This window comes from Pseudomonas sp. B16120 (assembly GCF_044218845.1).
GTDB lineage: Bacteria > Pseudomonadota > Gammaproteobacteria > Pseudomonadales > Pseudomonadaceae > Aquipseudomonas > Aquipseudomonas paracarnis.
This window is the reverse complement of sequence record NZ_CP162588.1, coordinates 3938267-3964428: the sequence shown is the minus strand read 5'-3', so window position 1 is coordinate 3964428 and position 26162 is coordinate 3938267. Positions and strand designations below refer to the sequence as shown.

The 26162-nt window shown below is 61.9% G+C and carries 25 protein-coding genes; 5 read left to right on the top strand and 20 right to left on the bottom strand.

Translation table 11 applies throughout. The features are described from left to right. Window positions 1-9: 9 nt before the first annotated feature. The 10 genes from AB4P90_RS18250 to AB4P90_RS18205 all read right to left on the bottom strand — a co-directional run bounded on the left by AB4P90_RS18250 (window position 10) and on the right by AB4P90_RS18205 (window position 11112). Window positions 10-705: an ABC transporter ATP-binding protein gene (locus tag AB4P90_RS18250; protein ID WP_003192343.1), complete on the bottom strand. Its 696-nt coding sequence runs from the start codon at window positions 703-705 to the stop codon at window positions 10-12. Beyond that, a complete protein-coding gene (locus tag AB4P90_RS18245; RefSeq protein WP_038450629.1) occupies window positions 705-1454 on the bottom strand; it encodes an ABC transporter ATP-binding protein in 750 nt (249 codons plus the stop codon). Before AB4P90_RS18245 ends, AB4P90_RS18250 begins: the two co-directional genes overlap by 1 nt. Continuing rightward, on the bottom strand, window positions 1451-2461 hold the full coding sequence (locus AB4P90_RS18240; protein ID WP_395605217.1) for a branched-chain amino acid ABC transporter permease: 1011 nt from the start codon (window positions 2459-2461) through the stop codon (window positions 1451-1453). Before AB4P90_RS18240 ends, AB4P90_RS18245 begins: the two co-directional genes overlap by 4 nt. A 1-nt stretch (window position 2462) precedes the next feature. Then, the gene (locus AB4P90_RS18235) at window positions 2463-3323 is read right to left on the bottom strand and encodes a branched-chain amino acid ABC transporter permease (protein WP_014719037.1); all 861 of its coding nucleotides are present in this window, start codon (window positions 3321-3323) and stop codon (window positions 2463-2465) included. Between the two features lie 57 nt (window positions 3324-3380). After that, entirely contained in the window at window positions 3381-4583 is a 1203-nt protein-coding gene (locus tag AB4P90_RS18230; RefSeq protein WP_014719036.1) for an ABC transporter substrate-binding protein, read from the bottom strand. 237 nt (window positions 4584-4820) lie between these two features. Next, window positions 4821-5588, bottom strand: a complete 768-nt coding sequence (locus tag AB4P90_RS18225) for a FadR/GntR family transcriptional regulator (protein WP_395605216.1) — start codon at window positions 5586-5588, stop codon at window positions 4821-4823. A 108-nt stretch (window positions 5589-5696) separates the two neighbouring features. Then, window positions 5697-6452, bottom strand: a complete 756-nt coding sequence (locus AB4P90_RS18220) for an alpha/beta fold hydrolase (RefSeq protein ID WP_073454494.1) — start codon at window positions 6450-6452, stop codon at window positions 5697-5699. Between the two features lie 107 nt (window positions 6453-6559). Beyond that, window positions 6560-7972: an efflux transporter outer membrane subunit gene (locus tag AB4P90_RS18215; RefSeq protein WP_032873929.1), complete on the bottom strand. Its 1413-nt coding sequence runs from the start codon at window positions 7970-7972 to the stop codon at window positions 6560-6562. Further along, the gene (locus tag AB4P90_RS18210) at window positions 7965-9938 is read right to left on the bottom strand and encodes a MacB family efflux pump subunit (protein ID WP_073454496.1); all 1974 of its coding nucleotides are present in this window, start codon (window positions 9936-9938) and stop codon (window positions 7965-7967) included. Before AB4P90_RS18210 ends, AB4P90_RS18215 begins: the two co-directional genes overlap by 8 nt. A 1-nt stretch (window position 9939) precedes the next feature. Further along, a complete protein-coding gene (locus AB4P90_RS18205) occupies window positions 9940-11112 on the bottom strand; it encodes an efflux RND transporter periplasmic adaptor subunit (protein ID WP_166405935.1) in 1173 nt (390 codons plus the stop codon). Window positions 11113-11448: 336 nt separating this feature from the next. Here AB4P90_RS18205 and AB4P90_RS18200 point away from each other — a divergent pair, with 336 nt between their 5' ends. The 4 genes from AB4P90_RS18200 (at window position 11449) to AB4P90_RS18185 (ending at window position 15539) form a co-directional block, all read left to right on the top strand. Then, window positions 11449-11931: a sigma-70 family RNA polymerase sigma factor gene (locus AB4P90_RS18200; protein ID WP_014719030.1), complete on the top strand. Its 483-nt coding sequence runs from the start codon at window positions 11449-11451 to the stop codon at window positions 11929-11931. 119 nt (window positions 11932-12050) lie between these two features. Further along, complete coding sequence (locus tag AB4P90_RS18195; RefSeq protein WP_395605215.1) at window positions 12051-13388, top strand: lysine N(6)-hydroxylase/L-ornithine N(5)-oxygenase family protein; 1338 nt, start codon at window positions 12051-12053, stop codon at window positions 13386-13388. A gap of 100 nt (window positions 13389-13488) precedes the next feature. Beyond that, entirely contained in the window at window positions 13489-14709 is a 1221-nt protein-coding gene (locus AB4P90_RS18190) for a putative DNA modification/repair radical SAM protein (RefSeq protein ID WP_014719028.1), read from the top strand. Continuing rightward, window positions 14706-15539 carry a TIGR03915 family putative DNA repair protein gene (locus tag AB4P90_RS18185; RefSeq protein WP_395605214.1) on the top strand — a complete coding sequence of 278 codons (834 nt, stop codon included), beginning with the start codon at window positions 14706-14708 and terminating at the stop codon, window positions 15537-15539. Before AB4P90_RS18190 ends, AB4P90_RS18185 begins: the two co-directional genes overlap by 4 nt. A gap of 123 nt (window positions 15540-15662) precedes the next feature. Here AB4P90_RS18185 and AB4P90_RS18180 read toward each other — a convergent pair whose 3' ends face one another. The 7 genes from AB4P90_RS18180 to ctlX all read right to left on the bottom strand — a co-directional run bounded on the left by AB4P90_RS18180 (window position 15663) and on the right by ctlX (window position 21540). Further along, window positions 15663-16160, bottom strand: coding sequence for an Lrp/AsnC family transcriptional regulator (locus AB4P90_RS18180; protein WP_014719026.1), 498 nt, complete (start codon window positions 16158-16160; stop codon window positions 15663-15665). 4 nt (window positions 16161-16164) lie between these two features. Continuing rightward, window positions 16165-16995: an ABC transporter ATP-binding protein gene (locus AB4P90_RS18175; RefSeq protein WP_395605213.1), complete on the bottom strand. Its 831-nt coding sequence runs from the start codon at window positions 16993-16995 to the stop codon at window positions 16165-16167. A 3-nt stretch (window positions 16996-16998) separates the two neighbouring features. Continuing rightward, window positions 16999-17712: an ABC transporter permease gene (locus AB4P90_RS18170; protein ID WP_014719024.1), complete on the bottom strand. Its 714-nt coding sequence runs from the start codon at window positions 17710-17712 to the stop codon at window positions 16999-17001. Continuing rightward, window positions 17709-18410, bottom strand: coding sequence for an ABC transporter permease (locus AB4P90_RS18165; RefSeq protein WP_014719023.1), 702 nt, complete (start codon window positions 18408-18410; stop codon window positions 17709-17711). The genes AB4P90_RS18170 and AB4P90_RS18165 overlap by 4 nt, the downstream gene beginning before the upstream one ends. Before the next feature lie 138 nt (window positions 18411-18548). Beyond that, window positions 18549-19328 carry an ABC transporter substrate-binding protein gene (locus tag AB4P90_RS18160; protein WP_014719022.1) on the bottom strand — a complete coding sequence of 260 codons (780 nt, stop codon included), beginning with the start codon at window positions 19326-19328 and terminating at the stop codon, window positions 18549-18551. 227 nt (window positions 19329-19555) lie between these two features. Continuing rightward, a complete protein-coding gene (locus AB4P90_RS18155; protein WP_020301301.1) occupies window positions 19556-20602 on the bottom strand; it encodes an ornithine cyclodeaminase in 1047 nt (348 codons plus the stop codon). Between the two features lie 11 nt (window positions 20603-20613). Beyond that, entirely contained in the window at window positions 20614-21540 is a 927-nt protein-coding gene (gene ctlX, locus AB4P90_RS18150) for a citrulline utilization hydrolase CtlX (RefSeq protein WP_014719020.1), read from the bottom strand. 283 nt (window positions 21541-21823) lie between these two features. Here ctlX and AB4P90_RS18145 point away from each other — a divergent pair, with 283 nt between their 5' ends. Continuing rightward, the gene (locus tag AB4P90_RS18145; protein ID WP_137270573.1) at window positions 21824-22720 is read left to right on the top strand and encodes a GNAT family acetyltransferase; all 897 of its coding nucleotides are present in this window, start codon (window positions 21824-21826) and stop codon (window positions 22718-22720) included. A gap of 30 nt (window positions 22721-22750) precedes the next feature. Here the strand turns inward: AB4P90_RS18145 and AB4P90_RS18140 are convergent, their stop codons facing one another. The 3 genes from AB4P90_RS18140 to lpdA form a co-directional block, all read right to left on the bottom strand. Beyond that, window positions 22751-23044, bottom strand: coding sequence for a hypothetical protein (locus AB4P90_RS18140; RefSeq protein WP_137270572.1), 294 nt, complete (start codon window positions 23042-23044; stop codon window positions 22751-22753). Between the two features lie 509 nt (window positions 23045-23553). Next, window positions 23554-24573 (bottom strand): branched-chain amino acid aminotransferase, encoded by a 1020-nt coding sequence (locus tag AB4P90_RS18135; protein WP_003192309.1) that lies wholly within the window; start codon window positions 24571-24573, stop codon window positions 23554-23556. A gap of 205 nt (window positions 24574-24778) precedes the next feature. Then, on the bottom strand, window positions 24779-26158 hold the full coding sequence (gene lpdA / locus AB4P90_RS18130) for a dihydrolipoyl dehydrogenase (RefSeq protein ID WP_058410691.1): 1380 nt from the start codon (window positions 26156-26158) through the stop codon (window positions 24779-24781). Window positions 26159-26162 lie beyond the last annotated feature (4 nt).

Genomic DNA, 26162 nt, shown 5'->3' with positions numbered 1-26162 from the left:
AATCTCCACTCAGGCACTCAAGGCCAGGTATCGGTTTTTGATCGTCGGGTCGGCGCGGAAGTCAGCGGCGCTGCCCTCGTACACCACGCGGCCCTGTTCGAGCACGTAATGGCGGTCGGCGAGCTTGTCGCAGACCATCAGGTTCTGTTCCACCAGCAACACCGGCAGGCCCTCGTCCTTGACCTTGCGCAGGATCTTCACCAGCTCGTCAACGATCACCGGGGCCAGGCCTTCAGTGGGTTCGTCGAGGATCAGCAGCTTGGGGTCGTTCAGCAGGGCGCGGGCGATGGCGAGCATCTGTTGTTCGCCGCCGGACAACGCATGGCCGGCGTTTTTGCGCCGCTCCTTGAGGCGCGGGAACATGGCGTACACGTCTTCCAGTTGCCAGCGGCTGTGTTTGCGGGCGGCGATGCGCAGGTTTTCTTCCACCGTCAGCAGGCGGAAAATCCCGCGGTTTTCCGGCACCAGCGCCAAGCCCTGGCGCGCAATTTCGAAAATCTTCTGCCCCACCAACGCCTGGCCGTTGAAGTGGATCTGGCCCTGGCGCGGGCAGATGATGCCGAGGATGCTACGCAGGGTGGTGGTCTTGCCGGCACCGTTACGGCCCAGCAGGGTCACCAGTTCGCCAGGATTGACGCTCAGCGACACGCCCTCCAGCACATGGCTCTTGTCGTAGTAGGAATGGATATTCTCGACGATCAGCATCAGGCAGCCTCCCCAAGATAGGCAGTACGCACACGTTCATCGGCGCGCACGAACGCCGGCGTGCCTTCCACCAGAATCTGCCCATGGCTCATCACCGTGATGCGTTGGCTGATGGACATGACGATGCTCATGTTGTGTTCGATCAACAGCACAGTATGGTCGCGGCCAAGGTCGCTGATCAGTTGGGTCATGATCGGGATATCGTCGATGCCCATGCCCGAGGTGGGCTCGTCGAGCATCAACAGTTTGGGTTTGGAGCAGATCGACATGCCCACCTCCAGCACCCGTTGCTGGCCGTGGGACAACTCACCGGCCAGGGTGTCGGCGCGGGCCGTGAGTTGCAGGCGTTCCAGCACCTGGTCGGCCATCTCCAGGTGTTCGCGCTGGCTGTCCACCCGACGCCAGAAGTTCAAGGCACGCGAGCCATCGCGGCCCTGGGCGGCCAGGCGCAGGTTTTCGCGCACGCTGAGGTTCTGGAACAGGCTGGTGAGCTGGAACGAACGCGCCATGCCCAGGCCGACGCGGCCGTGGGCGGGCTTGCGCATCAGGTTCTTGCCGTCGAAATGGATCGCTCCGGCGGTGGCCTGGCGTTCGCCCGTCAGGCAATGAAACAGGCTAGTCTTGCCGGCGCCATTGGGGCCGATGATGGTGTGGATGGTGCCGGCTTCGACCTTGAGGTTGACGCCATTGACCGCATGGAACGCGCCGTAGGCCAGCTCCAGGTTCTGGGTTTCCAGCAAGATACTCATAGCCCGTCCTCCTTGGCGACGACTGCGGGTTTGCGCGTGCCGCGCAGCTTTTCGAACAGCGACGCCAAGCCGCCCCACAAACCGCCGCGCATGAAGATCACCACCAGGATCAGGATCACCCCCAGCAGCATCAGCCAGCGCGGCCACAGATCGGAGAGAAAGTCGCCCAGCAGCACGATGGAACCGGCGCCCAGCAATGAGCCGAACAGCGAGCCGGTGCCGCCGACGATGGTCATGATCAGGATGTTCTCGGACATCGCCAGGTCGATATTCGACAGCGGCACAAAGTGCAACAGCATGGCGTACAGCGCCCCGGCAATCCCGGTGACCGCGCCGGACAGCACGAACACCAGGATCTTGAAGTGACGCGTGTCGTAGCCGATGGCCGAGGCGCGGGTTTCATTTTCGCGTATCGCCATCAGCGTGCTGCCGAACGGCGAGGCGATCACCCGGCGTGCGCCGATGAAAATCAGCAGGAACAGCACCGCGACAAAACCGTAGAAGGCGCGGGCATCGGCCAGGGACAGCAGCACGGTGTCACCCACACGAATTTCCGGGCGTGGCACGCTGAGCAGGCCGTTGTCGCCGCCGGTCCAGTCGCTCAGGGTGTAGGCGACGAAGTAGGCCATCTGGCTGAACGCCAACGTGAGCATCACGAAGTAAATGCCCGTGCGCCGAATCGCCAGGGCACCAACCAGAAAAGCCAGCACGCCACCGGCCAGCGCCGCGCCCAGCAACGCCATGAACAGGCCCAGTTGCAGGTGGATCATCAACAGCGCCGCACAATAAGCTCCGGCACCAAAGAAGATGCCTTGGCCGAAGGACAGCAGCCCGGTATAGCCCAGCAGTAGGTTGCAGGCCAGGGCAGCCATGGCAAAGATCAGTATCTCGGTGGCCAGGGTCGCCGAGGGCAACACCAGCGGCAGGCCGATCAGCACGGCCAGCACCCACAGCAACATGGCTCTGGATTGGGTCTTGGCAAACGGCAGGGAGTTTTTCTCGCTCATGTCAGGCTCTCCCGAACAGGCCGTAAGGGCGTACCAGGATCACCACGGCCATGGCGCCGTAGATCATCAGGCTCGCACCCTGGGGCCAGAGTGTGGTCATCAGGCTTTGCACCACGCCCACCAGCAAACCGCCGACCAGCGCACCGCTGAACGAGCCCATGCCGCCGATCACCACCACCACGAAGGCGATGCCGAGAATCTCCGGGCCGACGAAGGGCTGGGCGCCGCGCAAGGGCGCGAACAACACCCCGGCGACACCGGCCAGGGCGACGCCGAGGGCGAAGGTCATGGAGAACAGGCGGAAAATATTGGTGCCCAGTAGCGACACGGTTTCGGTGCTTTCACTGCCGGCGCGCACCAGGGCACCGAAGCGCGTGCGCTCCAGCAGCAGCCACAGGCCCAGGCCCACCAGCCCGGAAAACATGATGAGGAACAGGCGGTAGTAGGGGTAGACGAAATCACCCACCACCAGCACGCCGCGCAACAGTTCCGGCACGGCGACGCTTTTGCCCACCGGGCCCCAGATCATCACGCTGGCTTCCTGGATGATCAGGGCGATCCCTAGGGTCACCAGAATCTGGAACATGTGCGGCAAGTGGTAGATACGCTGGATCAACAAGCGCTCAATCACCCAGGCCAACGCAGCCACCACCAACGGCGCGATCAGCAACGCCAGCCAGAAGCTGCCGGTGAGGCTTACCGCGGTGTAGCAAATGTAGGCGCCGAGCAGGAAGAACGCGCCGTGGGCGAAGTTGACGAAGTTGAGCAGGCCGAAAATGATCGTCAGCCCCACCGCGATCAGGAAGTAGATCATCCCTAACCCAAGGCCGTTGAGGATCTGGAACAGGTACAGATTAAGCATGCAGGCACCCTCCGCAGGTGGCCGCTTGCGCGGCCCTGCGCGACAAAAGTTAAGCGGTCAGCCGAGTGTGCAGCCCGTCGCCTCGACTGCGGGGAACGACTGGCCAGCGCTGAGCACTTTGGCCAGGTCGTCCTTGTCGGCCATGTCGCCGCTGGCCTTGCCGATCAGCAGGTAGTAATCCTTGATCACCTGGTGGTCGCCGGCGCGGATCGACTCTTTGCCGGTCGGGCCTTCGTAGCTCAAGCCTTGCAGGGCCTTGGCTACGGTCGGACCGTCGAAACTGCCGGTGGCGATGATGGTGTCGAGCATGACTTTGGTGCTGATGTAGTCGGCGGCCAGCGGGTAGGTGGGGTTGATGCCGTAGGTGGCCTGGGTCAGCTTGACCAGCTCACGGTTGAGCGGGGTGTCGACCTGGTGCCAGTACTGCGCGCCCAGGTACACACCTTCGAGCACATCGCTGCCCAGTTCCTGGAACTGATCCAGGCCGGCAGACCACACCAGCAATACCTTCATGCGCTCCTTGATGCCGAAGTTCACGGCCTGGCGCAGGGTGTTGGACGATTGGCTGCCAAAGTTGAGCAACACCAGCACATCGGGCTTGGTGGAAATGGCGTTGGTCAGGTAACCGGAAAACTCCTGTTCCTGCAGTGAGTGGTAGCTGTTGCCCACGTGTTCCAGGCTATGTTCCTTGAGCACGTTTTTGGCCCCTTCGAGCAAGGCTTCGCCGAACACGTATTGCGGGGTGATGGTGTACCAGCGCTTGGCGTCCGGCAGCAACTTGATCAGCGGCACCATGGTTTCGCGGATCGCACCGTAGGTGGGCACTGACCAGCGGAAGGTCGCCTTGTTGCAGTCCTTGCCTGTGACTTCATCGGCGCCCACCGGGGTCATGAACACGCCGCCGACCTTGTCCACTTCCTTGGCCACCGCCAGGGCGGAAGACGACAGCGTGCAGCCCTGGAAGAACCGTGCGCCGTCCTGCGCGATGGCCTCTTGCACCTTGCGCACCGCCTTGCCGGCGTTGCCTTCGGTATCGATGACCTTGTAGTTCAGCGGGCGGCCGAGCAAGTCGGGGTGTTGTTTCACCGCCAGGCGTGAACCCATATCGGCAAATTTGCCATAGCTGGCAAAGGCGCCAGACATGGACTTGAGGCCGTAAAAGGTAAAGGGCTCGGCGGCGAATGCCGAACGCACGCTCAGCGGAAGGCTGAGGGCGGCGGCGGCGGTGAGGCTGGCTTTCAATAACGTACGACGCTGCATGGGGTGACTCCCTGGTTTAGTTATTGGCAGGAGCGGCAAGGGCGATACGGTGGAGCAAGGGCCTGTGGGCAGGCTTGTTATTGGATAACTCGATTTCGCGGGTGAACGGGGTCAACTGTGGGAGCTGGCTTGCCTGCGATGGCTTCTACTCGGTCCCTCTGTAACACCGAGGCGCCCGCATCGCAGGCAAGCCAGCTCCCACATTGAACGGGTTCCCACATTGGATGGTTGGTGTGTTTAAGGGTGGTCGAACTCCAAGAGAAAGTGTGGGCTCACCTGGCCTTCCAGCGCGGTCATGTGGTGTTCGGCATCGCACATGTGTTCATGCATCAAGCTGCGCACCGCACTTTCATCCCCGGCGCGAAAGGCGATCAGCAGTTGCTTGTGATAGTCGAGGTTGGCCGCATCGAACTGCTTGCGCTTGGGCTTGTAGGCCTTTTTCAACACCACCAGGTCGCGCAGCAAGTCATTGAGGAACTGCGCCATGAAACTCAGCAGCGGGTTGGGGCAGGCCCGGGCCAGCAGGTTGTGGAACTCCAGTTCCGCCAGGCGTTGTTCGCGCTGGCCGGCTTCGCTGTCTTCGGGGGCGCTGCAAAAATCCACGTTGGCTTGCAGGGCCAGGTAGTCGTCTTCGCTCAAACGCCCCAGCACCGACACCGCCAACTCCACTTCGATGACCTTGCGCAGTTGGTAGACCTGCTCGCCGTCCAGGTGCTGGAAGTGCAGGTAATTACGCAAGGCGCGGCTGGCCGGCTCGGTGCCGGCCTGGTTCAAGTACGCCCCGCCACTGGGGCCGGTGCGCGTGCTCACCAGGCCCTCCACTTCCAACGCCTTGAGCGCTTCGCGTGCCGAACCCTTGGAACACTGGAAGCTTTCCATCAGCTCGCGTTCGGTGGGCAGGCGATCGCCGGGCTTCAAGGCGTCGGTGACGATCGAGCGCTTGACCGACTCGACAATCACATCGGACAGCTTCTGGCGTTTGCGGCGTAACGGACGACTCAGCATGGCGGTGATTTATCGTATTAATGCGGATAAATAGCACTTAATAACGATTGGGCAGGTGCGTCAACGCAAGGGGTCGTTTTCGGTGAATAGGGGTCGTAAATGCGCAGGTTATTCCCAGGCGCCCAAATCCAGGCAGCGTGCGGTCGCCGGCGGCTGTTTGCCATAAGCGAGAAAATCCCCTAGCCAGCGGCTCACACAGCCGTCAGCGCCTGCGTGTGCCGACTCCTTGAGCAAGAGCTGCTCGACACCGGCGGCGAGCGCTTCGCCAGGCTCGGTATTGATCAGCACCATGCGCCCGACGCGCTCGGGAAACAGCGTGCCATAGCGGTTGCCCAGGCGCGTGGCAGCGGCGTTGCCCAGGTAGTTGAGGCGCGCCTCGCCCAATTGCCCGCGCACGTACTCCATGTCCCGGGCGGCCTGTTCCACGGCATTGCCCTGGCGCAGGTCGCGGGTGCTCAGCTCGATCACGTCGTAGCGGTCGACCAGGGTGCGATAGGCGGTGGTGGCAAGCGACTCCCAGCGGCTGGCCAAGTGAAGGACGAAAGGTGCGCCTTTGACCTGCTGGGGGTCGCCGGCCTGGATGAACACCACGCCTTCACGGTTGAGCGGCTGCCGTGCGCCTACCCGTGTCACGCTCAGGCGAATACGGCCACGCTGGGGGGCGGCATGGTCGCGGGGCACGCTGACCAGGCCGCATTGGGTGCGGCCAACCACTTCGGGGTCCAGGCGCGCTGTTGCTGTGAGTGGGCAGTCCAGCAACCAGTCGATCGCGGTGGGGGCGATCAAGGGCTCGGCCAACGCCAGGTTTGGTATCAGCCAAAAGCCGATGCAGACCAGGCCGTTTACAAAAGCGCTGGGTTTCATCATGAGGTCCTGGGCATCCGTGTGATAACGGCTTTTTTACCAAGGACCTTGGGGTGGAAAATGTAAGGTGAAGAAACAACTCGTGTATGAAATATGAGTTTCGTTTATCAGATATCGGTGTTCCAGCCACCGCCCAATGCCTTGTACAGGGCGATGCTGGCTTGCAGGCGCGACAGGCGCAGTAGCACGTTCTGGTCTTGGGCGTCGTACAGGGTGCGCTGGGTTTGCAGTACCGTGAGCAGGTCTTCGGCGCCAGCTTCATAGCGGCTTTGGGCAATCTGGAAGGCGGCCTGCGCCTGTTGCAGCTCTTCGGTTTGCCACTGGCGTTGCTGGTCCAGGCGGGTGATGCTGCTGAGGGCTTTTTCCACATCGGCAAAGCCGTTGATGATCGCCCCACGGTAGGTTTGCAGCAGTTCATCCTGGCGTGCCCGAGCCTTGTCGCGCTCGGCGCTCAGCCGGCCATTATTGAAAATCGGCGCCATCAGGCCCGAAGTCAGGGTGTAGAAGGGGCTGCGCAGGATCTCTTCAGCCTTGGACGCGCCTGAGCCGAGCGTTGCGCCCAACGTCACCGTCGGTAGCATGGCCGCACGGGCCACCGTGACGTCGGCGCTGGCCGCCGCCAACTGGGCCTCGGCCTGGGCGAGGTCGGGGCGCCGGCTCAATAACTGGCTGGGCACGCCAGGCCCGATACTTGGCCAGGTCAATGCCTGAAAGGGTTCTGTGCCTAGCTCCAGGGCCTGCACGGGCTGGCCGAGCAAGGCGGCGAGGGTGATCTGCGATTCTTCGGCCGATTGCTCGATCAGCGGCAGTTGCCGTTGCTGACCGGCCACCAGGCTTTTCTGTTGTGCCAGTTCCAGGGCCGTGGCGGAACCTGCGTCGTGGCGGGTCTGCACCAGGTTCAGCACATTGCGCGCATTCGCCAGGTTGAGCTCGGCAATCTGCAGGCGCTGGCGTGCGGCCAGGGTTTGCGCGTAGCGGTCGGCGACGTTGCTGAGCAGGGTCAGCTCCACGTTGGCCTGATCGAACTCACTGGCGTGCAAGCTGTGCACGGCGCTGTCGCGGGCAGCGGCGCGGCCACCCCAGAAGTCGATTTCGTAGCTGGCCGTGAGGTTGGCGTCATAGTTGTTGACAGTCCTGTTGCTCTCGGTGGCGTCCAGCTCCGAGTTGCCGCTGCCGCGCAACAGCCGTTGACGGCTGGCGCTGAGGTTGAACTTCAGTTCCGGCAACAACGGTGCACCGGCAATTACCGCCGTGGCCTGGGCCTGGCGGACACGCGCCATGGCCGCCGCCACGTCGAAGCTGTCACGGCTGGCCTGGTCGATCAGGCGGTTCAGCGCCGGGCTGCCAAACTGCGTCCACCAACGTTGGTTGATGGCTTGGGTCGCTTCGCGTTCGGCAAAATGCCAGGCGGCGGGCGCAGCAAGGCCACTGTCGATGGCGGGCGGGTTAGTGCCGCAGGCCGTGAGCAACAGGCACACACTGAGCGCTGACAGTTGTGGAGTGAGAGATCGTTTATTCACTGGTCAACGCCTTAACCGGATCAAGCCGGGCAGCTTTACGGGCCGGCATGAAGCCGAATACGACGCCGGTGACCAGCGCACAGCCAAACGCGCCGAGCACCGCCACCAGGGAAAACTGTACCGCCACTTCAGCCAGCACCAGCACGCCGCCTACCAGCAATGCCAGGGCAATACCGAACAGGCCGCCGACCACCGAGAGCATCACCGCCTCGGTGAGAAACTGGCGCAGGATGTCGCGCTGGCGCGCCCCGGTGGCCATGCGGATGCCGATTTCACGGGTGCGTTCGCGCACGGTCATCAACATGATGTTCATCACGCCGATGCCGCCCACCAGCAGGGAAATCGCTGCAATCGAGCCGAGCATCAGCGACAGGGTGTTCTGGGTCCGTGCTTCGGCCTGGATCATCGCTGCGTCGTTGGTCAGGTGGAAGTCGCGTTTGCCGCCGTGCAGCTTTTGCATAAGCTGACTGATGGCTTGCTCGGCCTCTTGCACCTTGCGTGCATCGGCGGCGGCAATGACAACGTATTCGGGATTATAGGTGCCGAACAGGCGCACGCTGGCGGCGGTATAGGGAATGGCGACACGGTCGTCGCTGTCTTGCATCCCGGAGCTGGAGCCTTTTTCCGCCAACACGCCAATCACTTGGAAGGGCACGTTTTCGATCAGGATGTATTGGCCGATGGGGTCTAGCTGGCCTTTGAACAGTTTTTCGCGCACGCGATGGCCGATCACCGCCACCGTGGCCCCGGCGCGTTCGTCGGCTTCGGTAAAGTAGCTACCTTGGGCCACTGGCCAGTTGAAGATGTCCGGGAAGTTGGTGTCGTTGCCGCCCACATAGGCCATGTAGTCGACGTTGCCGAAGCGCACGCCGGCGTAGGTGCCGTTCACCGGCATGATGCGCTTGACCTGGGGCAATGTAGCCAATGCCGCCACATCATTGAGGGTCACGATACCTGCCGGTGTGCGCGGGTTAGGCGAAAAGCCGCTCAGATAGATGATGTTGGAGCCGAAGGCCGCCATCTGCGCCATGACCTGACGCTTGCTGCCTTCGCCCACCGCCAGCATCACTACCACCGACGCCACGCCGATGATGATCCCCAGCAGCGTCAGCGCGGTGCGGAAGCGGTTGATCCACATGACCCGCCAGGCTGCCTGCACCGCGTCCAGCAGCTCGGCTTTCCAGGCACCATTGTGTTCGGCACCGTCGGCCAGGCGCTGGCGCAGATCCACGGCTTGCAATGCGTCGCTGCCGGCCGTGACGGGCACGTGGGGGGTACTCAACGCCGAATCGCTGATGATCCGGCCGTCGCTGATCTCAATGATGCGGTTGGCATGCGCCGCGACTTCGCGGTCGTGGGTAATGAGGATAACCACATGGCCCTGGCTCGCCAATTCATCCAGCAGCACCATCACCTCGGCACCGCTGTGGCTGTCGAGGGCCCCGGTGGGTTCGTCGGCAAGGATTATATGCCCGCCGTTCATCAACGCCCGGGCAATCGAGACGCGCTGTTGCTGACCACCGGAGAGCTGGTGCGGGCGGTTGTTGGTGCGATCGGCCAGGCCCAGGCGGGTCAGCAGAGCCTTGGCACGGGCATGGCGTTCGGCAGCGCTGATACCCGCATAGATCGCCGGCATCTCAACGTTTTCCTGGGCCGAGCCGGACGGGATCAGGTGGTAGCCCTGGAACACGAAACCAAAGGCTTCGCGGCGCAGCCAGGCCAGTGCGTCGCTGTCCAGGTGCGCGACGTTTTCCCCTGCGAACAGGTAGTCGCCCACGGTGGGGCGGTCGAGGCAGCCGAGGATGTTCATCAGTGTGGATTTGCCGGAGCCGGAGGCGCCGACGATGGCAACGAACTCTCCTGCATGGATCGACAGGTCGATCCCACGCAATACGTCGACCTGCGGGCTGTCGCCGCCGCCGTAGGATTTGCGGATGTTCTTGAGTTCGATCAGTGGCGTGCTCACATCAACCCCCGCTGCCGCTGGCTGGGCCGATCAACAGGTGATCGCCTTCGTCCAGGCCATCCAACACTTCAACCCGCAGGCGGTCACTGATACCCAGCTGTACTTCTCGCTCCTTGATGGCGCCGTTTTTGGTCACGACCCGCGCGATCTGCTTGTCGGTGCCTTGGCTGCCGAGCAGCGCTGCGACCGGGATGGTGAGAGCGTCCCTGGCCTGGCTGGCGACGAAAAACACCTGGGTGGTCATTTCGGCCATTAACGCATTGTCAGCGTTGTCCACATCCAGCAGTACGGTGTATAGCACTACCCGGCCACTGCCGGTTTTGCTGGTACTGCTGGGGCTGCCACTGCCTTGGCTGGTTTCGTTCAGGGGCTTGGGCGGGATCGGCAGGATCTGGCGCACGGTGCTGGTCCAGCGCCGGGTGCCGCCGGCGAGGGTGGTGAAATAGGCGCTCATGCCCGGTTTGACGTGGCCGATATCGGCTTCGGACACTTCGGCCCATACGGTCATCGGCGACAGTTTGGCGATGCGCAGGATCAACGGCGTCTGTTGCTGGGCGTTGAGCGTCTGGCCGACTCGCGCATCTACCGCCACTACGGTGCCGCTCATCGGCGCGTAAATCCGCGTATAGCCCAGTTCGGCCTCGTCACTGCGCAGGCTGGCCTGGGCCTGGCGGATCTGGGCCTTGAACATGTCCACCCGCGCCTGGGTCGCACTCAGTTCGGCCTTGGCGGTTTGCACATCTTCTTCGCGGGTGGCATTCCCGGCGCTCAGGCGCTGCTGGCGCTGATACTTCTGGCGCGCCAGTTCGTGCTGGGCTTTTTGTTCCTGCAACTGGGCCTCGAGGTTTTCGATGGCGTAGCGGCTGGCGTCGAGTTTGGCCTGCTGCGTGGCAGGGTCGATCTCTACCAGTAGCTGGCCTTGCGTGACCTGGTCACCGGCCTCGACATGGATCTTGCGGATCTGTCCGGAGGCCTGGGCGCCGACGTCTACGTAGCGTCGCGGTTGCAGGGTGCCCAGGGCGGTGACACTGCTCTCAATGTCGCCGCGCACGACAGTGACCGTGGGCAAGCTATCTCGACCTGGCGGCAACAGCTGCCAGGCTGCCACTGCAAGGAGGGGGATCAGGCACACCACAGCAAGCAGGGCGAGGCGGGCGGGGCGAGGGCGTTTCATGCTTTGGTTCCAGCCAGGGAAAGGGGGCCGAGTGGCGAAGAGCTGACTGTTATACGAGAAAATTGCGCGAATATTTAGGCGTTTACATACGCAGTAACAGCTGCGTCGGCGAAAAAAACCATACGTGGGAGCAAGACTTCTTTAAAAGTAGATGAGAATTACTATAAATTGCACGTACTCAAACTGCCATCATCGATGGCTGTCTGTTGGGAGCAAGTTCGCTCGCGAAAACGTCAACGATAACGCGTGCATCCAGATAAAACGATGTGCCCTCAGGTTCTTGGCGAGCAAGCACGCTCCTACAGGATCAACACCACCGGGAGGTGCTCAGGAGTCATGTTGGAAAACTACTATCGCGAGCTGGTGTGTTTCCTGAACGCCAAGCTGGGTAACCGCCAGGTGGCCGAAGATGTGGTGCATGACGCCTATGTGCGGGTGCTGGAGCGCGTAAGCGATACGCCAATCGAGCAGCCTCGCGCGTTTCTTTACCGCACGGCACTGAACCTGGTGATCGACGGCCATCGGCGTAATGCCTTGCGTCAGTCCGAGCCTCTTGAGGTGCTGGACAGCGAAGAGCGCTTCGCCGCCTGTTCCCCCCACACCAGCCACCACCAGGGCCAGCGCCTGGAGATGCTCGAGCGCGCCTTGGCCGAGTTGCCGGCGGCCTGTCGCGACAGTTTCCTGTTGCGCAAACTCGAAGGCCTGTCCCACGTGCAAATCGCCGAACGCCTGTGCATTTCCCGCAGCCTGGTGGAAAAACACATCGTCAATGCGATGAAGCACTGCCGGGTGCGCATGCGCGAGTGGGAAGCGCACTGATCGGCTGTTAGTTAAATTTTATTTCACTGTCCTCGTTTCCTATCAACACACGGCCTGTTGTTCAGGCCATGAAGGTATTCCCGCCCCACCGCCATGGGGCTTATCCAGAGGACACTGGAATGACACAGGCAATTGCTTCGCCCGCGGTTCATGACCTGATCGGGATCGGTTTCGGCCCTTCGAACCTGGCGCTGGCCATCGCCCTGCAGGAGCGTGAAAAGGCCCAGGGCAAGCTGGACGTGCTGTTTCTCGACAAACAAGCCGACTACCGCTGGCACGGCAATACCCTGGTGACCCAGAGCGAACTGCAGATTTCCTTCCTCAAGGACCTGGTGACCCTGCGCAACCCCACCAGCCCGTACTCCTTCGTCAACTACCTCAAGGCCCACGAACGCTTGGTGGACTTCATCAACCTGGGCACCTTCTATCCCTGCCGCATGGAGTACAACGACTACCTGCGCTGGGTGGCGGGGCAGTTCCAGGCCCAGGCCAACTACGGCGAGGAAGTGTTGGCCATCGAGCCGATCCTGCATCAGCAGCAGGTCGAGGCGTTGCGCGTGATCTCCCGTGATGCCCAGGGCGAGCAGCATGTGCGCACCACCCGTTCGGTGGTGGTCAGCGCCGGCGGCACACCGCGCATCCCCGATGCATTCAAGGCGCTCAAGGGCGATAGCCGGGTGTTTCACCATTCCCAGTACCTGGAGCGCATGGCCAGCCAGCCGTGCGTAGACGGCAAGCCGATGCGCATCGCCGTGATCGGCGGTGGCCAGAGCGCTGCCGAAGCCTTTATCGACCTCAATGACAGCTTCCCGTCGGTGCAGGTCGATATGATCCTGCGCGGCTCGGCGCTCAAGCCGGCCGACGACAGCCCGTTCGTCAACGAAGTGTTCTCGCCGGCCTTTACTGACCTGGTGTTCCAGCAAGTCGGTGCCGAGCGTGAGCGTTTGGTCGCCGAGTACCAGAACACCAACTACTCGGTGGTGGACCTGGACCTGATCGAGCGCATCTACGGGATTTTCTACCGCCAGAAAGTCTCCGGCATCGCCCGCCAGGCGTTCCGCACCCTGACCGTAGTGGAGAAGGCCACCGCCGGCCCGCTGGGCATCGAACTGGCCCTGCGCAATACCGCCACCGGCGAAACCAGCCTCAACCATTACGACGCGGTAATCCTGGCCACCGGCTACGAGCGCCAGATGCACCGTGAACTGCTGGCGCCGCTGCAAGCCTACATGGGCGACTTTGAAGTGGCCCGCGACTACCGCATCGTCACCGACGAGCGCTGCAAGGCTGGCATCTACATCCAGGGCTTCAGCCAGGCCAGCCATGGCTTGAGCGATACCTTGCTGTCGGTGTTGCCGATTCGGGCGGATGAGATTGCGGCGTCGTTGTATGCGCTGGACCATCACCGTGGCAAGGCGCGTTCGGTGCAGGACCTGCTCCTGGCCACCGCCAGCTGACCGATCCGCTTATTGTGGCCAGAGCTTGCTCCTACAGACGGCACTTGTGACAAAGTGTGGCTATTGGTACTGTACAAAAAACCAGTATCGGTAGCCCTCCATGCAGTTGATCGAAAAACTCAGCATCCTCGCCGACGCCGCCAAGTACGACGCGTCCTGCGCCAGCAGTGGCGCGCCCAAGCGCAGTTCCGAGGGCAAGGCGGGGCTGGGTTCCACCAATGGCATGGGCATCTGCCACAGCTACACGCCCGATGGCCGTTGCGTGTCGTTGCTCAAGGTGTTGCTCACCAACTTCTGCCTCTACGACTGCCAATACTGCGTCAACCGCCGCTCCAGCGACGTGCCCCGTGCGCGCTTCAGCCCGGAGGAGGTGGTCACCCTGACCCTGGATTTCTACAAGCGCAATTGCGTCAGCGGGCTGTTCCTCAGCTCCGGCATCATCCGTTCGTCGGACTACACCATGGAGCAACTGGTGCGGGTCGCCAAACTGCTGCGCGAAGAGCATGACTTTCGCGGTTATATCCACCTCAAGACCATCCCCGATGCCGACCCGGCCCTGATCGCCGAGGCTGGCCGTTATGCCGATCGCCTCAGTGTGAATATCGAACTGCCCACCGACGCCAGCCTGCAAACCCTGGCGCCCGAGAAGCAGATCGGCTCGATCAAGCAGGCCATGCAGACCATCTACACCGGCGAACAGACGGTGCTCAACGAACCCCGCGCGCCACGTTTCGCCCCGGCCGGGCAGAGCACGCAGATGATCGTCGGCGCCGACGACACCGACGACAGCACCATCCTGCACGGTGCCGAGGCGTTGTACGGTAATTTCAAGCTGCGCCGCGTGTATTACTCGGCGTTCAGCCCCATCCCCAACAGCCCGAAAAGCGTACCCCTGGCCGCGCCGCCCTTGATGCGCGAGCACCGCTTGTACCAGGCTGATTTCCTGCTGCGCAGCTACGGTTTCAGCGCCAATGAGCTGTTCGCCGGCCCCGGTGACCTGGCACTGGATATCGACCCCAAGCTGGCGTGGGCCCTGGAGCATCGCGAGGTGTTCCCCCTGGACCTCAACCGCGCCGAGCCGACCCTGATCGCACGTATCCCCGGCATCGGCCTGCGCACCACCCAGCGCCTGGTCGACCTGCGCCGTGAGCGCAAGATCCGCTTCGAAGACCTGGCGCGCATGCGCTGCGTGCTGGCCAAGGCCAAGCCGTTTTTCATCACCAGCGACTATCACCCGCAGCAGGCCGACAGCACCAGTGTGTTGTTGCGCGAACAATTGCGGGACCGTCCGCAGCCGCAACAGATGGGGTTGTGGGGATGATCAGCCTGGAGTGCGACAATCTGTTCAGCACCTGGCGCGAACAGGCCCGCTGGTTGCTCAGCCATCAGGTCGACCCCAGCCAGGTCAGCTGGGGCGAGGCGCAGGCGGCGGACCTGTTCGCTACCGATGAACCTATCCCACCAGGGATGGGGCCGTTTCAGGCGCGCATACCCAAGGCGTTGTTGCAATTGTTGGAGTCCGCTGCCTGTTATCAAGGTGATCAGCGCTGGAGCCTGTTGTATGAAGTGCTATGGCGGGTCAGCCACGGTGATCGCACGGCCATGCTGGCAGGTGACAAGCTTGGCAGCGAGTTGCAGCGGCGCATCAAGCAAGTCGGCCGGGAGGCCCACCACTTGCACGCGTTTGTGCGCTTCATCGCGCTGCCGGCCGAGGCAGGGCCGGAACTGCCGGAGTACGTTGCCTGGCATGAGCCGGCCCATGACATTCTCAAGAGCGCCAGCGAGCATTTTATCGGGCGCATGGGCCGCCATCGCTGGATGATCGCCACGCCCCTGGACGGGGTCTATTACGACGGCGAGCAATTGATTCATCAGCGCCAGTGCCCCGAGGCCTGGCAGCAACTGGCGCAGAATGTTGAAGATCCCCACAGCGCCATGTGGCTGACCTACTACAGCCACATCTTCAACCCGGCACGCTTGAACCCTAAGGTGATGGAAGGGCATTTGCCCAGCCGCTTCTGGAAGAATTTGCCGGAGGGCAAGTTGATTCCGGGGCTGATCAGTGAAGCCCGCACGGGCAAGCAGAAAGATGGGCAGGCGAAGCTGGTGGGTGCCAAGCCAGGCAAAAGAATATTAAGTGGGCAGGGGTGAATGATCGTTCCCACGCTCTGCGTGGGAATGCCACCCTGGACGCTCCGCGTCTGCTCTTGAAGTTGTGACGCGGAGCGTCATTGGATGCATTCCCACGCAGAGCGTGGGAACGAGCCAGCTGGATCAGGCCAGTTCGGTCGCGGTGTTCTTGACCACCGCCAACTCCGGATGCGCCACCAGCTTATCAATGTGCAACTCATCATTGTTCAACCAGGTCTCGGTCAGCACCCGGTAATGTTCCATATCCCGGCAGCGCATGCGCAGGCTGTAGTCGAATGGCCCGCTGATCAACTGGCATTCGAATACCTGCGGGCAGGCTTTCACGCAGGCTTCGAAGGCCTTTTGCGCCGAGCGCCCGCTTTGGTTGGACAAGGCCACCAGCACCAGCAGTGACAGCCCCGGTGAGACCATCTGCACATCGATGATCGCCCCATACCCACGGATCACCCCGCGTCGTTCCAGCTTGCGCACCCGTTCCAGGCAGGGCCTGGGGGTGAGGTGTACCAGCGACGAGAGCTTTTCGTAGGTAATACGCCCCTGATGCCTGAGTACGTCGATGATCGCTTCGTCGATGCGATCCAGCGTAGGGGAAGAATGGGGTCCGTGGGCCTTGGTATCCATGAGTTCACTTCAAACGGTTGGAAAGAAATTGCTGCAAGCGTTCGCTGGTGGGATGGTCGAGGATCTCGGCGCCGCCGTGTTCTTCGACTCGGCCCTGGTGCAAGAACAGCACTTGGCTGGACACCTGGCGGGCAAAGCCCATTTCGTGGGTGACCATCAGCATGGTACGACCTTCCTCGGCCAACGTCTGTATGACTTTGAGCACTTCTCCTACAAGTTCCGGGTCCAGGGCCGAGGTGGGTTCATCGAACAGGATAATCTCCGGTTCCATTGCCAGCGCGCGCGCAATGGCCACGCGCTGCTGCTGGCCACCGGACAGGAACGCCGGGTATTGGTCCGCCACGCGGCTCGGCAGGCCGACCTTGTCCAGGTACAGTCGCGCACGCTTCTCGGCTTCGGCGGCGCTCACGTTCAGCACCCGGCGCGGGGCCATGGTGATGTTTTCCAGCACGGTCATGTGGCTCCACAGGTTGAAGTGCTGGAACACCATGGCCAGGCGCGTGCGCAGATTTTGCAGTTGCGCCTGGTGCGGCGCACGGGTGCCGGCGCGGCCTGATTGCATTTCAATGCTGATGCCGTCCAGGGTGATCACCCCGGCGTCAGGCTGTTCCAGAAAGTTGATGCACCGCAGCATCGTGCTTTTGCCCGAGCCGCTGGCGCCGATCAAGCTGATCACATCGCCCTGGCGTGCGTTGAGGGACACGCCCTTGAGCACTTCGTGTTCGCCGTAGCGTTTATGGATACCTTCGACTTGCAGCTTGATGGCCGCCGTGGCGGTTTTGCCGACGGGTATATCCATTGGATAAGCGGCCAGGGCCTGCGCGGACTGATTCATGGGTTAGCCTCGGGTAGGAACAAGAAAGCGCATCCAGCGACGTTCGGCCAGCCTGAACAGGCCCACCAGTGCAAAGGACAGCAGCATGTAGAGCAGCGCGGCGATGCCGAAGGCCTGGAAGGTCAGGAACGTCTCGGCATTGGCATCGCGGGCGACCTTGAGGATGTCGGCGACGGTGGCGGTAAACGCCAGTGACGTGGCGTGCAGCATCAGGATCATTTCATTGCTGTAGGCCGGCAGGGCGCGACGCAATGCGGCGGGTACGATCACAAACAGGTTCAGCCGCCAGCCGTGCAGGCCATAGGCGCGTGCCGCTTCGATCTCGCCATGGGGAATGTTGCGGATTGCCCCGGCGAAGATTTCCACGGTGTAGGCGCAGGTGTTGAGCACAAACGCCAACAGTGTGCAGTTCAGCGCGTTGCGGAAAAACTGGTTGAGCAGGGCGTTGTCCTGCACCACTTCCAGGCTGTACAGCCCGGTGTAGCAAATCAGCAGTTGGATATACAGGGGCGTGCCACGGAACAGGTAGGTGTAAACCTCCACCGGCCAGCGCAGCCAGAAATGCTCTGAGACGCGTGCCAGCGCCAGGGGGATCGACAGGCCAAAGCCGAGCACCACCGAGATAATGAACAGCCACAAGGTCATGGCGACACCGGACAGGCCGCTGCCATCGCTGAACAGATAGGCCAGGCCGTATTGCTGGAACAGTTCGATCATCGCGCCATCCCCTTGATGCCCAGGTTATAGCGCCGTTCCAGGCGCTTGAAGATGCGGTTGGAGAGGGTGGTAATCACTAGGTACACCAGGCCCGCGAGGATCAGGAAGTACAGCGGCTCGCTGGTGGACTTGCCGGCGTTCTGCGCGGCCTTGACCAGGTCTGACAGGCCGATGATGGACACCAGCGCCGTGGACTTGAGCAGCACCAGCCAGTTATTGCCCAGGCCAGGCAGGGCAAAGCGCATCAGTTGCGGGAACAGCACCAGGTGAAAGCGCTGCCAGCGACTCAGGCCGTAGGCGGTGGCGGCTTCCAGTTGGCCCGCCGGCACACTGAGGATCGCACCCCGGAAGTTCTCGGTGAAATACGCACCGTAGATAAAGCCCAGGGTGATCACCCCGGCGGTAAACGGGTCGATTTCAACGTAGTCCCAGCCGAACGCTTCGGTCAGGTCGTTGAGCCACAGCTGCAGGCTGTAGAAGATCAGCAGGATCAGCACCAGGTCCGGCACGCTGCGGATCAACGTGGTGTAGAGCGTGGCCGGCACGCGCAGCCATTTGGCGCTGGAGAGTTTGGCGCCAGCGGCGACCAGGCCCAGCGTAAGGCTCAGAGCCAGGGCGAGGAACGCCAGCTTGAGCGTCATCCAGGCACCCTGGGCCAGCATGGGGCCGTAGCCTTGCAGGTTGAGGAGGTCGTTCATGGGGAAGATCTCGAAGGAGTGCACGGATTTACTGTGGGAGCTGGCTTGCCTGCGATAACGGTGGTGCAGTCACGGCGTGGGTGCCTGAAGCACCGTTATCGCGGGCAAGCCCGCTCCCACAGGGGCACGGGTTGCCGGTTACTCGTTGTAGATGTCTTGATCGCCAAAGTATTTCTTCTGGATCTGTGCGTAAGTGCCATCGGCCTGGACGGCGGCGATGCCCTTGTTGATCAGCTCACGCAATGCCTGGTCGTTCTTGCGCAGGCCCATGGCGATGTCCAGCGGCAGGGTCGGGTCCTTGAAGGCCGGGCCGGTCTTGAAGTCGGCGCCTTCGGGCTTGGACAGGAAGTTGAGCTGGGCTTCGAGCTTGTCCGTCAGGGTGGCGTCGAGGCGGCCGTTTTGCAGGTCGGCGTAGTTCTGTTCCTGGGACTGGTATGCCTTGATCTGTGCACCGAGCTTGGCCAGGTGCGCGCGGGCATAGGCTTCCTGCAACGAGCCTTGCAGCACGCCAACGTGCTTGCCGTTCAGCGACTCGGGGGTGTCACCGAAGGTGGCGTTTTTGCGGGTGATCACCGAGGTGGGGCTGAGGAACAGGCGGTCGGTGAAGTCGATGACTTTCTCACGAGCCGGGGTCACGGCCATGGAGGACATGATCGCGTCGAACTTGCGCGCACGCAGGGCCGGGATCATGCCGTCGAATTCGTTGTGCACCCAGGTGCATTTCACTTCGAGCTTGGCGCAGATAGCGTTGCCCAGTTCGATATCGAACCCTTGCAGGCTGCCGTCGGCGGCGACAGATTCGAAGGGCGGGTATTCGGGGAACACGCCAAACCGGATTTCTTTCCAGTCCTGGGCGTGGGCAGCGGTGGCGCACAGTGGCAACAGCAACGCAGCGAAGAGTGATCGCAGAGGAGTCATGTGTCGGTCCCTATATTTTGTAATTGATGTCAGGGGCAGTGAATAACTGGGAGCAGAGAATGCTCCATGGTGGTGCGTTTTTTGTGTCGTTTACCCCCTGCGCAAAGCGCAAATTGCGCTGTTAAAACAAGCAATGCAGCGGAATCGGCTGCGGCACCGGCAAAATCGGCTTTTAACCCACTAGAATCTGGCCTGCCCTGGTCGCAAAGCGGCAGGCCAGAGCGGTTTCAGGCGCGCTTTTTATGCTGTACCACAGGTTGCTGGGCCAGGCGTGCGAACAGGTTTTTCGGGTCGGCCAGGTCCGGCACCAGCTCCAGCTCGCTGCCCACATCCAAGGCTTTGGCCACGTCCAATACATAGCGCAGGGCCGAGTAGTCTTCGATGGCAAAACCCACCGAGTCGAACAGGGTAATTTGGCGGTCATTTTCGCGGCCCGGCTGTTGGCCGTTGATCACTTGCCACAGCTCGGTGACCGGCGAATCTTCCGGCATATGCTGGATTTCACCTTCGATGCGGCTTTGCGGTTCGTACTCGACGATCACCCGGGCGCGCTCGACGATGCGGCGGTCCAGCTCGGTCTTGCCCGGGCAGTCACCGCCCACGGCATTGAGGTGCATGCCTGGCTCGATCATCTCGTCAGTCAGGATGGTGGCGTAGGCTTTGTCCGCAGTCACGGTGGTGACAATGTCCGCGCCTTTGACTGCCTCGGCGACGCTGGCGGCCAGGATCACCTTGATCGCCGGGAACGCCTTGAGGTTGGCGGCGAGCTTGGCGGTGGCCTGGGGGTCGATGTCGAACAGGCGGATTTCAGTAATACCGAGCATGGCGTGGAAGGCCAGGGCCTGGAATTCGCTTTGGCAGCCGTTGCCGATCAGCGCCATGCTGCGGCTGTTGGCGCGGGCCAGGTAGCGGGCGACCAGGGCCGAGGTGGCGGCGGTGCGGATCGCAGTGGTCAGGGTCATTTCCGCCAGCAGCACCGGTTTACCGGTGTCGACGTCGCCCAAGGCACCGAACGCCATCACGGTGAGCATGCCGGCCAGGGTGTTTTTCGGGTGGCCGTTGACGTACTTGAAGGCGTACAGCGAGGCGTCGGACACCGGCATCAGCTCGATCACCCCATCCGGTGAATGGTTGGCCAGGCGCGCGCATTTCTCGAAATCCTGCCAGCGCAGGTAGTCGGCGCGAATGTAGTCGGCCATTTCGGTGATGCAGGTTTGCAGGCCTTTTTGCGAAACCAGGTAGCTGAGGTCGTTGACGTCGATATAACGGGTCATGGCAAGACTCCTTATTGAAATGAGGGACGGGCCGGCAGATGCACTTCAGCCAGCATGCAGCGGGCACTGCCGCCGCCGATGCGTTCGATGTTGTCGATATTCACCACCACCGGCCGCGTATGGCGTTCCACATGCTGACGCTGCGCCGGATGCAGGGCGCCCCAGGCACTGGCGGACATCACCAGCAACGGCTGGCCGTCACGGTCGTGGACTTCCAGCATGTTGCCGGCGAAGGCTTCCAGCTGGTCGAAGTCCAGGCTGAGGATGTCTTTGCCGGTATCACGCAGGGAGCGTTCCAGGGCCAGGCGTTCGCGGTCGTCGGGCAGGGCCTGCAGGCACACCACCGCGAGGTCGCGGCCAACGCTCATCATCACGTTGCTGTGGTAGATGGGTGCCTGGTGGCGGTCCAGGGCGTGGAACACGCAGAGTTGGTAGTCGAGGCGTTCGGCAAACTGGCGCAGGGCCGCGTGGTGGGTGCGCCCCGAATGGCAGGCGTAGCTGATGCGGTGCTGGCGGTCGAGTACCATGCTGCCGGTGCCTTCCAGGAAGATGTTCTGTTGTTCCAAGTGGCTGAGATCGATGGTGGTGTTGATCGCAAAGCGCTGCTCCAAAACTTGCAGCACGCCCTTGTTGCGCTCCAGTCGGCGGTTCTGGCCTTCCATGGGGTAGAGCACCAGGCTGCCGTCGGCATGGCTACTCCACCAGTTGTTGGGGAAGATCGAGTCGGGCGTATGGGGCGCCGGCGTGTCCTGCACCACCAGCACCTCCACGCCGTGCTGGCGCAGGGTGTCGACATAACCGTCGAACTCCTCCAGCGCTTTGTGCTGTGCACTGAGCGGGTCCAGCGGCGGGCGTTGGAAACGGTTGTTGATCGCGGTATCCGGGTTGAAGGCAAAGCGCGCCGGGCGGATCATCAGGACGGTGTTGGTGGTTTGCATGGGGGCACGGGTCCGTTGGGGATCTTGTGCCGCTATTGTGTGCGTTGCGGGGAAAGGATCCCGGCTGAAACGGCGGGGTGGCTCAGCCAAGAAAGCTGAAAACGGGAGTGGCGCAGCCGAATCGGCTGCCAGATTGAAATACGATCAAACTGTGGGAACTGGCTTGCCTGTGATAGCGGTGTGTCAGCCCCATTCATCTGGCTGGCCCACCGCTATCGCAGGCAAGCCAGCTCCCACATTGGTATTGTGGCGATTGTTATCGCTGTGTCAGCCAGGAGGAACCATGTCTACCGCTGTTCGCCTTGCCCAACCTTCCGATGCCGAAGGTATCAGCCACGTCATCCTGGCTGCGCTGCACAGCAGCAACGCACGTGATTACCCCGCGGATGTGATTGCGCGGGTTGCCAGCAACTTCACCCCCGACGCTGTGCTGGCATTGCTCCAGCGGCGGGTAGTGTTGGTGGCGACTCAGGCTCAACTGATCGTCGCTACGGCCTCACTGGATGGCAATGTGGTGCGCTCGGTGTTCGTCAACCCAGCGCTGCAAGGGCAGGGCATTGGCCGATTGTTGATGATCGAGATCGAACTGCGCGCCCGTGAAGCCGGCGTGACGGTCTTGAGCGTGCCGTCCTCGCTGACGGCGCAAGCCTTCTACGCCAAGTTGGGTTTTCACAACGTGCGTGACGTGTACCACGGCAATGAGCGCACGTTGGTGATGGAAAAAACGCTGTTGTCCCGCCACCCCATAGGGCCTTATCGCGACCGTCAACACCGTGCCCAGGTGATTGAGTTATGGCAGCAGGCGTTTGGCTATGACACCGCGCATAACCTGCCGAGCCTGGCGATTGATAAGAAACTGGCGGTCAACGACGGGTTGTTCTTCGTTGCCACCGACAACAAAGCCGTGATCGGTACCATTCTCGCCGGCTATGACGGGCATCGTGGCTGGTTGTATTCGGTGGCGGTGCATACCGACTATCGGCGCCATGGCCTGGGATCGTCGCTGGTGCGCTATGCCGAACAGGCGTTGACGGCGCTGGGTTGCATGAAGATCAACCTGCAGATCACCGGCGGCAATGACGTGGTGGTGGGGTTTTATGAGGCGTTGGGGTATGGGGTGGAGCCGAGGATCAGTATGGGGAAGAGGATCGTTGAGTGTATTCCAGGACAAAGTAGATGACCGACAGCAATCTGATCATCCGTCTAGCCTTTAAGGCTTACGCTTATTTTTTTTCCGCTTCGCGGTATAGCCTTTCATTGCCGCAAAAGCATTCGCCAAGTTCAGAAACAGGATCTTGTCGTCAATATCCCCTTCGACATCGCCGTCACCGTCGGCATCCCCCGGGCTTGAGGAGCGGTCATAAAAACCATTTTTTTCGCTGGAGCTGGCATACACCAGAAGAGGGTCGGGATCGTTGGGGGCATTCAATACTTCCATCAATATTTCTTTGCTTGCGTCACCTTCGAAGTCATCTGTCGTGAGGTGAATGATAAAGTTGCCCATGAGGTGTCTCCTTGAGGTTTGGTGAGAATCCAGCCTCTGCATTTATAATCTCGATCCCTGCGCATCTCTACTGTCAAACTTGACAGGGTGTATGCATTTACAGTTGATCGTTCCCACGCTCTGCGTGGGAATGCCGCCTGGGACGCTCCGCGTCCCGCCGGACAACACTTAGGGTTTTATGAAGCGTTAGGGTATGGGGTGGAGCCGAGGATCAGTATGGGCAAGAAGATTGCCGAGAATATTGCGCCACGCTCTTGAAGGCGTAGAAACCAGTGTGGGAGCTGGCTTGCCTGCGATAGCGGTGGGCCTTTGATCGTTCCCACGCTCTGCGTGGGAATGCCGCCTGGGATGCTCCGCGTCCCGCCGGACAACAGGTGACGCGGAGCGTCAGGGGATGCATTGCATTCCCACGCGGAGCGTGGGAACGATCATATGCTGGCTGACAGATCGCTATCGCAGGCAAGCCAGCTCCCACAGGGGTTTTGTGGTGTCGCTGGCTTTCGTGGCTGTCAGACCTTGACGATCCAACCCGCTGGCGCTTCAACGTCACCGGTCTGCACACCGGTCAGCTCTTTGTAGAGCTTCTGGGTGATCGGGCCGACTTCGGTCTCGCTGTGGAACACATGCAGCTTGCCGTTGTACTGAATGCCGCCGATAGGCGAGATCACCGCTGCGGTACCGCAGGCGCCGGCTTCCTTGAACTGATCCAGCTTGTCGATGAACACTTCGCCCTCGACCACTTCCAGGCCCAGGCGGGTCTGGGCCAGTTCGATCAGCGACAGGCGGGTGATGCCTGGCAATACCGAAGGCGACTTCGGCGTGATGAACTGGTTGTCGTGGGTGATCCCGAAGAAGTTGGCCGAGCCGACTTCTTCGATTTTCGAGTGGGTCATCGGGTCCAGGTAGATCGCGTCGGCGAAACCGGATTTCTTCGCTTCCGAGCCGGGCATCAGGCTGGCGGCGTAGTTGCCACCGACCTTGGCGGCACCGGTGCCTTGCGGCGCGGCGCGGTCGTAGCCGGAGATCTGGAAGTTGTGCGGCACCAGGCCGCCCTTGAAGTAGGCACCGACCGGGATGCAGAACACCGAGAAGATGAACTCCGGCGCGGTACGCACGCCGATGTTGTCACCGGTGCCGATCACGAACGGGCGCAGGTACAGCGCGCCGCCACTGCCGTACGGCGGGATGAAGCGCTCGTTGGCCTTGACCACTTGTTTGCAGGCGTCGATGAACGCGTCGGTCGGCACTTGTGGCATCAGCAGGCGGCCACAGCTGCGCTGCATGCGGGCGGCGTTCTGGTCCGGGCGGAACAGGTTGATCGAACCGTCCTTGCAACGGTAGGCCTTCAGGCCCTCGAAGCATTGCTGGCCATAATGCAGGGCAGTGGAGCCCTCGCTGATGTGCAGCACATTGTCGTCGGTCAGGGTGCCAGCTTGCCATTCGCCGTTTTTCCAGACCTGGAGAAACCGCTTGTCGGTCTTGATGTAGTCAAAACCCAGCTTGTCCCAATTGATGCTCTCGTTACCCATGACACCCTCTATCTCTGGTCAAGTCGGATTTTTTTTCTGGATGGGCGCAACAATACTGCATTCTTGGCCGGTGTGGGAGGAGGGCGGCGGACCATTCAACCTCTGCATTGGGTAATGCACCGCTATCGCGGGCAAGCCCGGCTCCCACATTGGAATGCATTCCAAGTGTGGGAGCTGGCTTGCCTGCGATAGCCACGCCACGGTTTTACAGGTGCAACGCGTGGCCCAACGCCCGCAGCGCGGCTTCCTGCACCGCTTCACCCAGAGTCGGGTGGGCATGGATGGTGCCAGCCACATCCTCCAGGCGCGCACCCATTTCCAGGCTCAGGCCGAACGCGGTCGACAGCTCGGACACTCCGGCCCCCACGGCTTGCCAGCCAACAATCAAGTGATTGTCACGTCGCGCCACCACCCGCACGAAGCCGGCTTTGGACTCCAGCGTCATGGCCCGGCCATTGGCGGCGAAGGGGAAGCTCGACACAATGCAATCCAGGCCGGCAGCCTTGGCCTCGTCCGGGGTCTTGCCGACCACCACCAGTTCCGGGTCGGTAAAGCACACCGCCGGAATTGCCGCCGGGTTGAATTCGCGGGCCTTGCCGCTGATCAGTTCGGCAACCATTTCGCCCTGGGCCATGGCCCGGTGCGCCAGCATCGGCTCGCCACTGAGGTCGCCGATGGCATACACGTTGCGCATGCTGGTCTGGCAGCGGCTGTCGATCTTGATCGCCGCGCCGTTCATGTCCAGGTTCAGCGCTTCGAGGTTCCAACCCTGGGTGTTGGGTTTGCGCCCCACGGCGACCAGCACCTGGTCGGTGTCCAGCGCCAAGATGTCGCCGTTGGGGGCGCGCACCTGCAGTTTGCCGTCGGCAAAGCCGGTGACGCTGTGTTCCAGGTACAGCTTCACGCCAAGTTTCTTCAAGGATTCAGCCACCGGCAGGGTCAGCTCGGCGTCGTAGGCCGGCAGAATGTGCGCCTGGGCCTCGACCACGCTGACGTCGGCACCCAGCTTGCGGTAGGCAATCCCCAGTTCCAGGCCGATATAACCACCGCCCACCACGATCAAACGTTTGGGTACATGGGTCGGTGCCAGGGCTTCGGTGGACGAGATAATCGGCCCGCCAATCGGCAGCATCGGCAGGTTGACGCTTGTCGAGCCGGTGGCCAACAGCAGGTGTTCGCACTGGATGCGTTGCTCGCCCACCTCGACGGTCTTGCCGTCGATGACTTTGGCCCAGCCATGGATCACCTGCACCTTATGTTTTTTCAGCAGTGCGGCGACGCCGGTGGTCAGGCGGTCAACGATGCCGTCTTTCCATTCCACGCTCTTGCGGATGTCCAAAGTCGGTACATCCACCTCAATGCCCAACTGCGAGCCCTGGCTATGGTGCACGGTTTGCTGGAACTGCTCGGCCACATGGATCAGCGCCTTGGAGGGAATGCAGCCAATGTTCAGGCAGGTGCCGCCCAGCGCCTGGCCTTCCACCAGGATGGTCGGGATGCCCAGTTGGCCTGCGCGAATCGCCGCGACATAACCGCCGGGGCCGCCGCCGATAATCAGCAGCGTGGTGTGCAATGTCTGAGTCATGCCC